Origin of the sequence: Streptomyces pseudovenezuelae (genome assembly GCF_001513955.1) — a bacterium.
GTDB lineage: Bacteria > Actinomycetota > Actinomycetes > Streptomycetales > Streptomycetaceae > Streptomyces > Streptomyces pseudovenezuelae.
In genome coordinates this window covers 195,631-209,882 of record NZ_KQ948151.1, presented here as the reverse complement: position 1 = coordinate 209,882, position 14,252 = coordinate 195,631, and the positions used below count along the sequence as shown (strand labels likewise).

At 68.2% G+C, this 14,252-nt stretch carries 12 protein-coding genes and 1 pseudogene; 10 read left to right on the top strand and 3 right to left on the bottom strand.

Translation table 11 applies throughout. The features are described 5' to 3' along the window. The first annotated feature begins 7 nt into the window (after positions 1-7). The gene (locus AQI94_RS32755; protein ID WP_031058474.1) at positions 8-1,426 is read left to right on the top strand and encodes an RICIN domain-containing protein; all 1,419 of its coding nucleotides are present in this window, start codon (positions 8-10) and stop codon (positions 1,424-1,426) included. A 401-nt stretch (positions 1,427-1,827) separates the two neighbouring features. On the opposite strand, the gene AQI94_RS32750 is transcribed toward AQI94_RS32755, so the two are convergent. Further along, positions 1,828-2,643 (bottom strand): helix-turn-helix transcriptional regulator, encoded by an 816-nt coding sequence (locus tag AQI94_RS32750; RefSeq protein ID WP_031058477.1) that lies wholly within the window; start codon positions 2,641-2,643, stop codon positions 1,828-1,830. A 71-nt stretch (positions 2,644-2,714) separates the two neighbouring features. Between AQI94_RS32750 and AQI94_RS32745 the strand changes: the two genes are divergently transcribed. After that, complete coding sequence (locus AQI94_RS32745; RefSeq protein WP_031058480.1) at positions 2,715-3,431, top strand: SDR family oxidoreductase; 717 nt, start codon at positions 2,715-2,717, stop codon at positions 3,429-3,431. Positions 3,432-3,883: 452 nt separating this feature from the next. On the opposite strand, the gene AQI94_RS32740 is transcribed toward AQI94_RS32745, so the two are convergent. Both AQI94_RS32740 and AQI94_RS43455 read right to left on the bottom strand, forming a co-directional pair. Then, positions 3,884-4,666, bottom strand: coding sequence for a cytochrome P450 (locus tag AQI94_RS32740; protein WP_225890346.1), 783 nt, complete (start codon positions 4,664-4,666; stop codon positions 3,884-3,886). 448 nt (positions 4,667-5,114) lie between these two features. Further along, positions 5,115-5,249, bottom strand: a pseudogene (locus AQI94_RS43455) (IS5/IS1182 family transposase); the annotation flags it as partial. A gap of 326 nt (positions 5,250-5,575) precedes the next feature. Between AQI94_RS43455 and AQI94_RS44820 the strand changes: the two are divergent. The 8 genes from AQI94_RS44820 to AQI94_RS32705 all read left to right on the top strand — a co-directional run bounded on the left by AQI94_RS44820 (position 5,576) and on the right by AQI94_RS32705 (position 14,144). Then, complete coding sequence (locus AQI94_RS44820) at positions 5,576-6,610, top strand: hypothetical protein (RefSeq protein WP_158806449.1); 1,035 nt, start codon at positions 5,576-5,578, stop codon at positions 6,608-6,610. Positions 6,611-7,665: 1,055 nt separating this feature from the next. Continuing rightward, entirely contained in the window at positions 7,666-8,199 is a 534-nt protein-coding gene (locus AQI94_RS32730) for a 2,4'-dihydroxyacetophenone dioxygenase family protein (RefSeq protein ID WP_031058498.1), read from the top strand. Between the two features lie 30 nt (positions 8,200-8,229). Further along, entirely contained in the window at positions 8,230-9,570 is a 1,341-nt protein-coding gene (locus AQI94_RS32725; protein WP_031058501.1) for an MFS transporter, read from the top strand. Beyond that, positions 9,567-10,697, top strand: coding sequence for a 2,3-butanediol dehydrogenase (locus AQI94_RS32720; protein WP_225890345.1), 1,131 nt, complete (start codon positions 9,567-9,569; stop codon positions 10,695-10,697). Before AQI94_RS32725 ends, AQI94_RS32720 begins: the two co-directional genes overlap by 4 nt. 475 nt (positions 10,698-11,172) lie before the next feature. Then, positions 11,173-12,156: an AraC-like ligand-binding domain-containing protein gene (locus AQI94_RS46000; RefSeq protein ID WP_318658130.1), complete on the top strand. Its 984-nt coding sequence runs from the start codon at positions 11,173-11,175 to the stop codon at positions 12,154-12,156. Further along, complete coding sequence (locus tag AQI94_RS46455) at positions 12,120-12,449, top strand: helix-turn-helix transcriptional regulator (RefSeq protein WP_318658127.1); 330 nt, start codon at positions 12,120-12,122, stop codon at positions 12,447-12,449. Before AQI94_RS46000 ends, AQI94_RS46455 begins: the two co-directional genes overlap by 37 nt. 524 nt (positions 12,450-12,973) lie before the next feature. Continuing rightward, entirely contained in the window at positions 12,974-13,528 is a 555-nt protein-coding gene (locus AQI94_RS32710; protein WP_037945234.1) for a hypothetical protein, read from the top strand. Between the two features lie 40 nt (positions 13,529-13,568). Further along, on the top strand, positions 13,569-14,144 hold the full coding sequence (locus AQI94_RS32705; protein WP_031058508.1) for a PadR family transcriptional regulator: 576 nt from the start codon (positions 13,569-13,571) through the stop codon (positions 14,142-14,144). Positions 14,145-14,252 lie beyond the last annotated feature (108 nt).

The window sequence follows — 14,252 nt, the reverse complement described above, 5'->3', positions numbered from 1 at the left end:
GTCTCGCGTGACCAACCAGCACCCCGGCACAGGCAGGTTGCACAGGCGGCGTCCCGTCCTCGCCACGATCGTGGCCGCACTGCTGACCGTTGTAGGCCTTGTCACCGCCTCGCCCGCACAGGCTCTCAGCGGTGATCTGCGCATGCACGACCCCAGCGTCATCAAGGCAGGCAGCTGCTACTACGGCTTCTCCACCGGGTTCGAGCACGACTCCCTCAACCCGAGCGGGTCCATCACCATCCGCAAGACGTGCGGCGGCACCGCCGCGTCCGGCTGGACCAAGGTCGGCAACGTCTGGGAGTCGACCCCGTCCTGGATCACCGCCAAGCTCGGCTCGACCCCGCCGAACATCTGGGCGCCGGACATCAAGTACTTCAACGGCACCTACCACCTGTACTACGCCGGTTCGCTCTGGGGCACGAACTACGCCGTGATGGGCCTCGCCACGGCCACGAACATCGAGGGTCCCTGGACCGACCAGGGCATGGTCACGGACGTCAACTACCCGATCGACCCCAACGTCGACTGGGGCCCCGACGGCCGGCTCTACATCTCCTGGGGCTCCTGGACCGGCAGCGGCACCTACATGCACGTCCTGGACCAGTCCACCGGAAAGCTGTCCACCACCGACAACAACCTCTGGCACATCGCCGTAGGCATCGAGAACCCGACGATCATCCTCAACGGCGGCTACTACTACCTGTTCGGGTCGAAGGGCCTGTGCTGCAGCGGGACCAACAGCACCTACTACACCGTGGTCGGCCGCTCCACCAGCATCACCGGCCCCTACCTCGACCAGAACGGCACGGACATGGCCTCCGGCGGCGGGACCACCGTCCTCACCGGTGCCTATCCCAAGGTGGCCGCCGGCGGCGCCGACGCCTACGACGACGGCACGTCCAAGTTCCTCGCCTACCACTACTACGACGCCGACAACTCCGGTCAGGAGACCCTCGACATCCGCCAGGTCACCTTCGCGGGCGGCTGGCCCGTGATGGCCGGCCCGCTGGGCGCCGCGAACAACCACCTGCTGAACCGCAACAGCGCCAAGTGCGCGGACGTCTGGTCCCTGAGCACCGCGGACGGCGCAGCGGTCAACTCCGGCAACTGCAACTCCGGGGCCAACCAGCAGTGGGTGCCCACCGCCGTCGGCTCCAACTACCGGCTCGTGAACGTCAACAGCGGCAAATGCCTGCAGATCTCCGGTGCCTCCACCGCCGACGGGGCGGTGGCCGTCCAGTCGACATGCACCGGCGCCCCGCATCAGCTGTGGACCAGGACGGCTGTGATCGGAGGCTACGTCACCTTCACCAATGTCAACAGCGGCAAGTGCCTCGAAGTCGCCGGCGCTTCCACAGCCAACGGCGCCCCCCTGGACCAGGCGGCCTGCACCTCCGGCGTCAACCAGCAGTGGATGGTGGTCTGAGGCGCCGGAGCACGGCAGCCGGCTGGAGCGAGGCGCGCTGATTCGTCAACTGCCTCGACACCCACCAGTTGTTCGCTCACGCGGGAACCCAACTGCGCCTGTCACCATGCTCCTGCCGGCGCGTGGCTCTCCCTGGAGACAAGAGGGCATCGCCCCCGGCCGCTCGCATGTCCGGGCGGCCGGCCGCGTTGCCGCGCGGATCCGGTCCGGTGCGAGGCCGTCACCGGCGCCGATCAGAATGCCGTACGCCTCGTACCGCCAGGTGAACCTCGTCGCCCCGCGCCTTGCTCGGCTCCTCCACGGTGCCCCAGGTCTCCCGAAGCGTGTCGCCTCCGAGCCGGCGGCCTGCCGCACGATGGGCTGCGCCGTCCGGTGTGCGGCACTGCGACGCATCCTTCGTTTCAGGCCGCCTGCGTCGCCAGCCTGCGCAGGGCCCGTACGGCGGGTGATCCGGGGTCGGCCGTCATCAGGACGACTTCCTGGTCGTCCTCGGGCACGAGCAGGACGTCGCAGTTCAGCCGCAGCGCACCGGCCTCCGGATGATCAAGGGTCTTGGTGCGATGCCCGGGTGCGTGGACCGGACGCGTCTCCCAGATCTGCCGGAACTCCTCACTGCCGGCGTGCAGTTCGGCCAGCAGCGCGGCCAGCTGCGGGTCATGCGGGTAGCGGTCCGCGGCCCGGCGCAGCCGCGCCACCACGATGTGCCCGAATTCCTCGGCGCTGGAGCTCCCGTACATCCGCCCGTGGCCCAGGAAGCGCCGTCGGGCCAGGTTCGTCGTCCCGCCTCCACGGTCGGCACCGAGCAGTGCCCGGGCCAGGGGGTTCCAGGCGACGACGTCGTACGCCGCGTCAGTGACGATGGCACCGGTCTCCGGCAGCCGCTCCAGCATCCGGGCCACGTGCGGGCGCACCCGCCGCACGGCGCTGATGCCAGGCGGCGCGCTCGAACCCGCCAGGCGGAACAGATGGCTGCGCTCGGCCGGCGTGAGCCGCAGCGCGCGGGCCAGCGCCTCCAGGATCCGGGCCGATGGCCGCGGCCCCCGGGCCTGCTCCAGCCGCGTGTAGTAGTCGACCGACATGTGGGCGAGCTCCGCCACCTCTTCGCGGCGCAGACCCGGTGTGCGGCGGTCGGTGCCCGTCGCCGCGAAGCCGAGCTCGTGCGGACGCAGGGCCGCCCGGCGGTCCCGCAGGTAGTGGGCCAGCTCCTGCCGCGCCATGTCACCTCCTCAGGCTGCCTGGTACAGGCTGTCCCTGGCAGGGCACTCACGGCCAGGGAAGTGTGGTCGCCATGAACGAACGCACAGCTCTGGTCACCGGTGCCAACAAGGGCATCGGCAAGCATATCGCCCGGCTGCTCGCCGCCGAGGGCCTCACCGTGTACGTGGGCTCCCGCGACCCCGGGCGCGGGCAGCGGGCCGTCGAGGAGATCGGAGCCGGGGCACGTCCGCTGGTCCTCGACGTGACAGATCCCGACGGTGTCGCACAGGCCGCGGCCCAGCTGGACCGCCTGGACGTACTGGTCAACAACGCCGGCATCTCGCCGTCACTCGCCCCGCCGGCCGACACCGGCGTCGAGGAGTACCGGCGCACATACGAGACCAATGTGTTCGGGGTGGTGGCGGTGACCAATGCCTTCCTGCCCGCCCTGCGCCGGTCCCCGCGCCCGCGCATAGTCAACATCTCCAGTGGTACGGCGTCGCTGACCTGGAGCACCACGCCCAACCCCCAGTTCACCCCGGGAAGCGGCGGTGGCGCCGCCTACCGGTCGTCGAAGGCCGCCCTCAACGCCCTCACCGTCTTCTATGCCCAGACGCTGGCCGAGGACGGCTTCAAGGTCAACGCGCTCGCCCCCGGCCTGCGGGCCACCGATCTCAACCCCCGGGCCGCCGCTGCCGGCGGCGACCCGGCCGAGGCCGCGCAGGGTGCCCTCCGCCTGGCCCTGCTGCCGGACGACGGCCCCACCGGTGGCTTCTTCTCCTGGGACGGAACACCCGTGCCCTGGTGATCAGTGATGGGCGGCGTCGAGCGTCGAGGACGGGTGTCCCAGCGGTGTGTGGTCCATGCCTGCCGGATCGGACAGCGCACGGTGATGATCGTGTCGGCGAGGTCGAAAAGGTGCACGGCCGCGGCCTCGGAATCGTCAGCGCCCTTTCCACCTATTGCGGCAGCCGCGTCCACAGCGGTGGGAGCGTCCGGTGGGCGGGTCCGACCACACCGCTGAACTTGCCCGCTGCGGAAGCCCTCTGCGGCCCGATCGCCGGGGTCAGACCCCGACTGTGGCTCCTGCCACCGCGCTGAGAGGACCTCGGTCCGCCCCTGATGGAGGTCGTGCCGGGGGTGCCCGCAGGGGTTCGGTGACATTCACGCGGCCGGCCCGAGCTGGTGGCGCCAGGCGGGTCCGAGGGTGATGAAGCGGCGGGTCATGCCCGCGCTGCAGGCCGAGTTGTGGTGGCTCGCTCAGGTGACGATCCGGCAGGGGAGCTTGCTCAGCCCGTGCAGGGTGTTGTTCACGACGAACTCGGGCTCGCCGATCTCGAACCGGCGCATCCTTGCGAGCAGTGCGGTCAGGAGGGCCTGTGCCTCCAGCTTGGCCAGGTTCTGGCCCACGCAGGCGTGGATACCGACGCCGAAGGTCAGGTGATCGGCGGGGTTCCGGGTGATGTCGAACCGTTCAGGGTCGCCCCACTTGCGTTCGTCGCGGTTGGCGGAGGCGAACATGACGGCCACACGATCGCCCGCTGGGATGGTCACGCCGTCGCACTCCCAGTCCCTCGTGGTGACCCTGCTGAACACGGTGACCGGAGACGCGATGCGCAGGACCTCAAGGTAGGCGGCGGGCACCAGCGACGGGTCGGACCGCAGCGCGTCCCACTGGGCGGGGTGTTCGGCGAACAGTCGGACGGCTGCGGCCAGCGAGAGGATCGTGGTGTCCATACCGGTGACGAGGAAGGCCATCATGAGGGTGATCGCGGCGGCCTCGTCGATGTCGCCCGCGTCGACCGCCTCCCAGACGCGTGCGCCGAGCCCTCCTTCGGCGAGCCGGTCCCTGGCGGCGGTCGTACTGACGTAGTCCAGCAGAGTCTTCTGCTGTCGCAACGCGTCAGGCGTCCGCTCGCCGAACGGGCCCAGGCCGTCGAAGGTGGCGGCGCCGAACTCCAGGATCCGGCTGCGGCCCTCCTCGGGAAGACCGATGAGATCGGCGACGAACCTCGGAGTGAACGCTTCGGCGAGGTCGGACACCGCGTCGAACTGCCCCCGTCCGCCAAGCGGTCGACGATCTCTTCCGCCACGGCGGTCACCGAGGGGCCGAGGTCCCGCAGCGACCGCGGCATCAGCATGCGGGAGAGGATGACACGCAGGGTGCTGTGGTGCGGCGGGTCGGATGCCAGCACGCCGCCGGCCATGAGCTCGTTCAGCCCTTCCGCGAAGCCCACTCCGGACGCGGAGCTGAACGTCTCGTGATCACGCAACGCGGCGCTGACCTGCTCGTGGCGCGGCAACGCCCACGCGTCGTACCGGCTGAGCCGCACCACGGGCCCCGCCTCCCGCAGACGCGTATACACCGGATACGGATCGAGAAGTGTGTCCGTGGCGAAGAGGTCGAGGTCGCTTGAGGGCAGGGTCGTGGAGGGCATCATCGGCTCCAAGGTCGACTGTCGCCGTGTCAGTCGGCGCAGACTGTCACGGTATGGATCAAGGCGACGAGAGCACGCTGATGGGGCGGGAGCTTGCAGCGGCGGTCACCCTCACCGGTGACGATGAGCATGGTTACCCACTCGGCGAGGACGTGAGGGAGGTCGAGTGAGCCAGGATAGGGAACCAACGAGGCTCCTGCGCTGCTGAGTTGAGACGTCGAACACCTCTCTCAACGGCACAGGAGTCTCGTGCGTTGCGGGACACTCGCCCGTCACCCGATCAGAGGCCGCTCTGAAAGAGTTCCGTGTGCTCATGCTGTTGGTTTCTGTTTGCAGCCCCCGGTCGCCACTCTGCGGGGCTATCCTGAGCCACGGGTTATTTCCAGTGGGGGGCACTGTGCTGAAAAATCCTGCAGTCTTGGTTTCCCTGCTTTTTCTGGCAGTCGTCGCCTTGGCAGCACGCATATATTTTGTGCACCAGGGAATCCTTTACGGCGGCACCCAAGTCTCACGCGTGGACGGCATCGTCGCCAGCTTCGGGATCGGCGTGGTCGCCGCGATCGTCGCCAGGACAGCTCCGAGTTCGGGCGAGTCACTCGTCGATCGGGCGGGGCTCCTCACTGCGATCGCCGGCTCGGTGCTCTTACTCATCTCGGCAGTTAATCTCTTTGTTCCCGCAGATAAAGTGGGCCTCTCCAAACCTTCGTGTACCGGCTCGCGTACCCTCAAAGCAAACTACATAGGGATTACCGCCGGAGAGTTCGGCAACAACAGTAGAAGCGGCCCTGCGCGACATTACCCCGCGAACGGCAGATTCTCGGCTGACTGCTCTATAGGTTTCTCTGAATACTGTATCGGCGACCCGATCCTGGACAGTTCGGGATCATCCGACCAACAACAGTGGTTCACCAGCAGATGGTTGCGCGTCGCAAAGCAGCCGACCGGTTGGAAATCCTCCTTCGCCAAGTACCTCTCCGGTGAGACCAGTGAGCCGCAGTTCATCTCCGACGCGTATGTGATCCCTGAGTCGAATTACGAGGATCTGCCGCTAGCGCCACCCGCAAACTGCCCCAGCTCTTACCGTGCGCCTTCCCGAGCCAAGCTGAAGGAGTTCGATTCGGCTCGGCAGGCTTTGACGGCCACGGCGGACCATGCCGTGAACATCGGCTTTGCCGTGTGGCTCCCACCTGGTCAGGGCTTCCGGGAGCCCGGGTCTTATCTGCCGATTTACGACCCTTCACTCCCTGCCGCCCAGAACCCCGGAGCTGTGCCGTCGCAGCGAGGCAACACCAAGTCAGTGACCTGGACTTACAGCAAGTCGCTGCTGCCCAGACTGTCAACGCAGCGACCAGGAGGGTCGGCCGCCAAGGCCAGCGTCGTGGTGATGGCGATCCCGTGCATTGCTGACAACCTTCCAGCCGATGTCAGCACTGCGGCAGTCGCCACCTTCGACATTGCCAGCGGAGAGAATCCCGTAAGGCAGTCCAAGAACTCCGCGGGTTATGACATGCAGACCCTGGCACGAGCCGCCTGTCAAGCCAACATTTGACGTGGACACGCACCTCCTTACATGTTCGGACGGCATCGGCTTACGTCCCTTTCTGCACCGGAAGTACTTACAGTCTGTAAGAGCAATCCGTGCGGATGACATCCGAGCATGTCCGGCAACGACAGGACGCGGTCCCGCAGCAGCTCAAGCTGCTTCTGAGGTCGCTGCCCGCATTCAGATCATCAAGTCCACCTCCGTAGCCGCCGGCTGACACCAACTCCTGATGTCGGAGCCGCCCTGTGAAGGGTCTCCCTTGACTTCTCAGTTTTCTCCGCTGTCGCTTGCGGCAGGGTTCACGGCTCCTCCGGGGCCTTTGCGGCGGGAGCATCCCGGATGGCCGGTGACTGCGACAGTGCGCTCGAGATCCACAGCAGCAGTCCGACACGGCCGGTCAGTACCCGCACGGTCACTTCGTGCCGACCGTGTTGGTGAGAGAAGTCAACCTTGCCGTCGTCGACCCGGTCGCACTCCACGCGCGCTCCCAGCGGGACGTCGTCCGGATCGGCAGCGGGAACTCGGCGGTCATCCCGGTGCCGGGGGGAGCGGGCCGTCCAGACCGCTGTGGCGCTGGACAGAGGCAGCGCGTCCGCCAGCACGCCGCGCCAGACGAAGTCACCCGCTCGTACGTGGCTACGTGGCTTGGAGAGCGAGTCCGAGTACGTTCCCACAGAGGAGCGGTACCTGATTCGTGTCCGCTCGTATCCCGTCGCGACGCTCCGGTGGCTGAGCTGCTCACCGAACGAAGCCTGCTGCGCCCCGCTCGCCGACCGCGCTCCTCGTACGCTTGAGTGGCTTCGGCCTCCGCTTCAGCACGCCTCAACGCCTCAGCGCGTCCGGCATGGTGAACCCGGCGTATCCAAGCAGACCCCGTCCTTCGTTTGCCGTGGCGGTGACCGGGCCCGTCACCAAGATCGCTCAGCGGCAAGCGCCGCCGGAGCGACGCATGCGGCGCGGACATGTCCCAAACAGGCAATCCCTCATGTCTCCCAGGGGAAAGACCCGCGCTCGGCTCTCGCGGTTCACTGTCGGCCACCTCGACGAAAAGGAGCCGCAACATGCCCGAGGAAGCCAGGTCGGAATTCTGGAAGGGCCTCAAGCCGATCACCGACTCGGTGAAGCCCGACGCGCAGCCCGAGGTCTACCTGTCCCAGGTGGCCACCGACGACGACCGGTACTACGCGCCGCTCAGCGAGACGGTCGGATCACGTCCGCTGTGGATCAACGTCAAGGACAACTCCTGGGCCGACATCCTCTGCGCCAAGGAGGCAGGTCTCGTCAACCGGCACTACCACCCGCACGAGGTGTTCGCCTACACGATCTCCGGCAAGTGGGGATATCTGGAACGGCCTTGGACCGCTCAGGCCGGTGACTTCGTCTACGAGGCCCCCGGTGAGGGGCACACGCTGGTGGCCTACGAAAGCGACGAGCCGATGAAGGCGTTCTTCATCGTCAAGGGGCCGTTGATCTGGCTGGACGAGGACGGCGGAACCATCGGCTACTTCGATGTCCACGACTACATCGAGCTGTGCCGCAACCACTACGACAAGGTCGGCATCGGTGCCGACTACGTCAACTCCCTCTTCCGGTGACACCGGTCTTCGCGCGCGAACGAGGTTCCGATGTCACGTATACGTACCCGCGTCCGGCTGGATGGTGCGGCGCCAGAGGCCGCCGAAGGCGCGGCAGCCCGCTATGAGAACCGGCTGCTGCTGATCCTCTTCCTGGCCTTCGGATTCGTCTTCTTCGACCGCCAGGCTCTGCCGTTCCTGGCCCCGTTCATCAGCGAGGAAATCCATCTGTCCAACACGGAGCTGGGCACCTTGTCCGGTGTGCTGGCCCTCACGTGGGCGCTGTCCGGGCTGGTGGCCGGCCGGCTGGCGGACAAACTCGGCAGACGCAAGCCGATTCTGATCACCGCTGTGGTCCTGTTCTCCTGTTTCTCGGCGGCGGGCGGGCTGGTGACCGGCTTCCTCGGTCTGCTCGCGGCCCGGGCCTTGATGGGCGTGGCGGAGGGAGCCGTACTGCCGCTGGCGCAGTCGTTGATGGTGGAGGCGTCCCGGGAGGGCCGCCGTGGCCTCAACATGGGGCTGCTTCAGGGCTCGTCGGCCGGCCTCATGGGCGGGATCGTCGCCCCGCTCGCAGTGGTGTGGCTCGCCGAGCTCCATGGCTGGCGGACGGCCCTGCTCGTGACGATCGTGCCCGGCCTTCTCATCGCTGCCTGGATCGCCAGGTCGGTCAGGGAGGTGCCGCCCGGGGGCCGAGCCCAGGTCGTCGATCCCGAGGCCGTCGACATGACGGCGGCCGGCCCCAAGCCGACGGTGCGGGAGGTGCTGGGGCACCGCAACATCGTGGTGTGCATGGCGGCCGCGTGCTGCTATCTCACCTGGTTCATCGTCATCGTCACCTTCACTCCCACGTATCTGCTCACGGTCAAGGACTTCTCCTCCGGCACGATGAGCGGTGTGATGACCTGCCTGGGCGTGGGGTGGGTGCTGTGGGGGTTTCTCACCCCCGCCATCTCCGACCGCATCGGCCGCAAGCCGACCATGATCGCTTTCTCCGCGACGGCGGCCCTGTGTCCGCTCGCGATCGTGTACGTCGACGATCCGGTGTCGCTGGGCCTGCTGATCGTGCTGACCTACACCGGGCTCGGCTGCTTCACCCTGTTCATGGCCACGATCCCCGCCGAGACGGTGCCCCGTGGCGCGTTGGCCACTGCCCTGGGCCTGGTCATGGGAGTCGGCGAGCTGGCCGGTGGCTTCCTCGCCCCGGTGATCGCCGGGCGCGCGTCGGACGTCTGGGGCCTTCAGACCGCCATGTTCATCTCCAGCGGGGGCGCCGTCGCCGTCGTCCTGCTGTCCTTCGGCTTGCGGGAGACCGCACCGCGGGTGCTGCGACGGCGGGCCGCACGAGCCGTCGGGGTCGCTTCCGGCTCAGTGATGTCCGGAGCGGCCGAATGAGAGCCGGACAGCGGCGAATGAAGGCCGCCGTCTGGCACGGCCCCAGGGACGTCCGCATCGCCGAGGTGGACGTACCCACCCTCCAGGAAGGCCAGGTACTCGTCGAGGTGGCGTACTGCGGCATCTGCGGCAGTGACCTGCATGAGTACGCCGACGGGCCGCACGCGATCCCCGTCGCCGAGCCGCACCCGGGGTCCGGCGCCACGGCTCCGCTCATCCTCGGCCACGAATTCTGCGGGACGGTGGCGGCCCTCGGACCGTCGGTGACCGGACTGACCATGGGCGACCGGGTGGCGGTCGAGCCGAACTACCGGTGCGGGGCGTGCCCGCGGTGCCGGGCAGGTGAGTACAACATCTGCCGGCACTTCGGTTTCGCGGGGCTGATGGGGAATGGCGGCATGGCCGAGTACGCCGCCATTCCGGCCTACATGGCGCACCGCCTCCCCGACTCCGTGTCGCTGAAGCAGGCCGCGCTCTTCGAACCGGCATCGGTCGCCCTGCACGCGCTGCGACGTGCCGGGACCACACCCGAGACCGTGGCGGTGGTCGGCCTGGGTCCGGTCGGCCTCCTCACCGTCCTGCTCGCGGCGGAACGCAAAGTGCCTCGTATCCTCGCCGTCGACGTCTCCGCTGCTCGATTGCGACGCGCGGCGGGGTTCGGTGCCACCGGACTCATCGATCCGGGGCTGGAAGGAGATGCCGGGAAGCGGATCCGTGAGCTGACCGACGGGGAGGGCGTCGACGTCGCATTCGAGGCGGTCGGATCGGAGACCGCCCTGCGTACCTGCCTGGGGGCAACCCGGCGCGGCGGCCGGGTCGTTCTCATCGGCCTGGCCCCGAAGGTGTCCCTCGACACCTTCGCCTTGGTCAACAACGAGCAGTCGATCATCTCCAGCGTCGGCTACCGGGACACCTATCCGGAACTCATCCGGCTCGTCGCGGAGAAGAGACTGGACCTGACACAGGTGGTCACCTCGACCATCGGCCTCGACGCCCTGATCCCCAGTGGCTTCGAGGCGCTGCTGAAGAGCCCGGGAAACCAAGTCAAGATCATCGTCGACCCGCTGGCACACCGTGCCGAGGCGCCACTCCTCACGCCGTCGGCCGGCAGGAGTGAGGGTCGGTGATGACAGCGGCACTCATCTGCGCCGTGGCCGGCCATCAGGGCGCGTCGAGGGCCGATGCAACCCCCGGCATTGGTGCGGTGCCTGCGTCGGCCGAGCGGGAGGCGAAGGGCGCACGCCCCCGGCTCTTCGCCGCCCCGTGCTCACGCGGTGCCGTCCCGCAGGCGGGTCCAGTTCACCGGGCAGCTCTGCACGCATCGTCGCGGTCTCGGCGCCGGGAGCGGGCTGTACGACCACGGTGCCTTGCTCCGCCCCTGCACAGTGTCAGCGGCTCCTGACGCATACGGTCACGCTTCGCGGGTCCTGGTGCTGGAAGTCGCGGTCACGTCGGCGTATCGGGGAACCTACACCCGATGCCGCTGCTGCCGGACGACCCATCCCGGGCCATCGATCGCGCCGGTCACGACACCGCCGCAGACGGGCGGCTGGCTTGGCTGACGCCCTCTCTGCCCGTGGCGTGCTCGTCGGTGAGGGCGCCATGGGCAGAGGTATGGGCGAGGCGTCCTCGGACCGTCGGAGTCCTCCGTCGGCGTGGGCCGCGTGCTTTCCGGACCGAACGGGCTCCGGCCCACCGACGGGCCGCCCCACCAACTCGAAGGGCGGCCTTTCGCTCGCTGCGCGACCCGTGACGAGGCAGTACACCGGAGGTACGCTCACGGGGCGACAACGGCAGGCACCTTTGACGGCCCCGCACGCCAGAGGGCGAGGCCCAGCTCAGAGGTCGCGTCGACTCTTCGCCCTCCAGGGCAGGCTGGTCGTGCCCCCGCGCATCACGGTGGGGGCTGGAAAGGAGATTCAGGTGACCTTGCCTATCGTCTCCCGCGTGTCCACACGGTCGGTCGCTCCGGCGGACCGCATCGACTTCTGGGAGGAACACAATCGGCGGGCCCTGGTGGGTCTGACCTGCTCGTCGTACTCGCAGGAAGGCCTCTTGGCCGCGGAGACGAACGTCGATCTGGGCGACGTGCGGTTGGCCGACATCTCCGGAAACGAGCACGTCGTCGAGCGGACCCCGCGGACTTGCCAGAGCCTGCCGAAGGACTCGATCTTCGTCACCTTGCTGACCGCGGGCTGCGGGGTCTTCTTCCACGAGGGCGGCTGCGTCACCCTCCGGACAGGCGACCTGATCCTCTACGACACTCGCCGCCCCTATCTGTTCGGGTTCCCTTCGCCGATGCGTCAGCTGCTGGTCGACATCCCCCGCGAGGTGTTCGTCGCGCAGTGTGCCCCCGGCGAGGTGTCCGCGCCGATACTGCTCGGCACGGGCTCGGCGGGGAGGGCGCGCAGGCTTCCGCGCTGGAGGCGGTACTGGCCGGCTGGGCCACGGGGCGTGGTGGGGAGGACTCGCTCAGCATCCAGGCGACCGTCCTCGACCTCGTCCGAACGCTCGCGGCGCCGAAGCTGGGTGGTTCCGCGCCGCCCGCCGTGCTCTCCCAGCTGGCGGTGGCCAAGGACTTCATAGCCCGACACCTGGCCGACCCCGCGCTGAGCCCAGGGCGGGTCGCCGGAGCGATCGGGGTGTCGCCGCGGCACCTGAGCCGCATCTTCCAGCCGACGGGGGTGAGCCCGTCCCGCTACATTCTCGAGCAGCGCCTCGACAAGGCCCGGCAAGTGCTCGCGGATCCGGGTTCCCGCCACCTGACGATCGCTGAGATCGCCCACTGCTGGGGCTTCGCCAGCCAGGCCCACTTCACCCGGGTGTTCCGGAGCTGTTTCGGCTGCACCCCTGGCGAGACGCGCCCGTTCATCACCTGACTGCCCGGATGCGTCAAGGGCGGGGGTGTGGCTCAACGACGACCTGGCCGCGACTGGCGAACTCCGAGCCGCCCGTCGGCTCGACGTCCGCGTACCGGACGCCCCCACGGCTGATCCGGATCCGGTGTCAGCCACCCCCACGGCCTGCACCGTCCTCACGCTCGTGTCCTGGGCAGCCCACGGGTCTTCGGTGACGTCCTCCGCTGCCCGCTCTCGCTGTGCCTCCTCCGCGTCCCACCGCCCCTCGCCCCGCGCCGCCTCGGGCCGGCCAATCGGTCGCCGCCGACGAGACCCGTGCGCTTGTAGGTGCGGCGGGGGGTGAATGCGAGGCCTATCCGGTCGAAACGGAGGCTACGCGTGGGGAGTTGGCCGATGAAAAGGGCGGCCGTTGTAGGCGTGACGCGTTAGCCGCTCACTGTCGGGCCGTGAGCACGAGCGTGCTCACGCATAGTCCGGTAGGGCGACCCCGCCAGCCTGCGTATGCTCGCCTCGATTGTTGCGCAGAGAGGACGACAGGGGTGCGCATGCTGAGGCTGCTCGGCTTCTTCGATGACTTCGGTTACCCGAGCGCGTTGGCTACCGGTCCGCTGAAGGCTCAGGTGCAGGCATCCGGCGAACCGGATGAAGCGGAAATCGTGGAGTATCTCGACGTCGGCCATCACCTCACGTACTTCATGGAGGCGGGAGTCGATGTCGTCACCGGAGAGGTTCACCGGCACACGGACGGCTGCTCGTCGCTGGTCACCGACGGCATGTGGGTGTGGCGCGCGGATTTTGCGCACTATTTGGAGGCGTATCACGTGCCGTTGCCCGCGACGTTCGTTGCTCGGGTTCGAGGGTTGCGGTACCAGATGCCGGATCTGGTCGGTGCGGACTTCGCACCGGTCTTCGACGAGATCGTCCTCGGGTTCGGATGGACAGATGTCGAACCGTGGGACGCGGGATCGGTCCGGCGCTCGCAGCCGCGATCCGTCCCGACCCGTGCCGAGTTCATTGCAAGGATTCGGCAGGAGCGGCCTGCGGGGCCCTGGGGGAACGCGCCACGTAAGCCGCGCAGGGGCAGGGGGCCAGGCTTCTAGTCGCTTCGTTGATTAATCACCGTGGTGCTAGCGTGGACTCATGGCTTTGCGGAACGCGGTGATGGCCGCGCTGTTGGAGGGCGAGGCGTCCGGCTACGACCTCGCCAAGGCGTTTGACGCGTCGGTGGCCAACTTCTGGATGTCGACACCCCAACAGCTCTACCGGGAGCTGGAGCGCATGGAGGCAGAGGGACTGGTTGCTGCTCGTGTCATCGAGCAGGAGCGCCGGCCCAACAAGCGACTGTTCTCGCTGACGCCGGCCGGACGGGAGGCCGTGCGCGCCTACACGGCCGAGCCGCTGGGCAAACCTTCCGTGATCCGGGACGAGTTGATGGTCAAGGTGCAGTGCCTGGACGCCGGCGACGTCGACGCGGTCCGAACGGCTGTCAGCGAACGCATGGAGTGGGCCGGCGCCAAGCTCGCCCGCTACGAACGACTCCGCCAGCGTCTGCTCGACGGGCGCTCGGAGGAGGCGTACTTCGCGGAGGCCGAGCGCATCGGCCCGTATCTCACCCTGCTGCGGGGCATGTCGTTCGAGCGGGAGAATATCCAGTGGGGGGACATGGCCCTGCGCAGGCTCGACCAACGCAGTGCCGCCCTCCAGGCCGACGGCTAGCTCGCCTGTCGGCGGCCGATGAGAATGGCCGCAGGCGGCTGCGAGTCCCACGCCCAGCATCACCCGGTCCCGGGTCATAAGTCAGTCGCCGGGGGCGTCGTAGTGGTG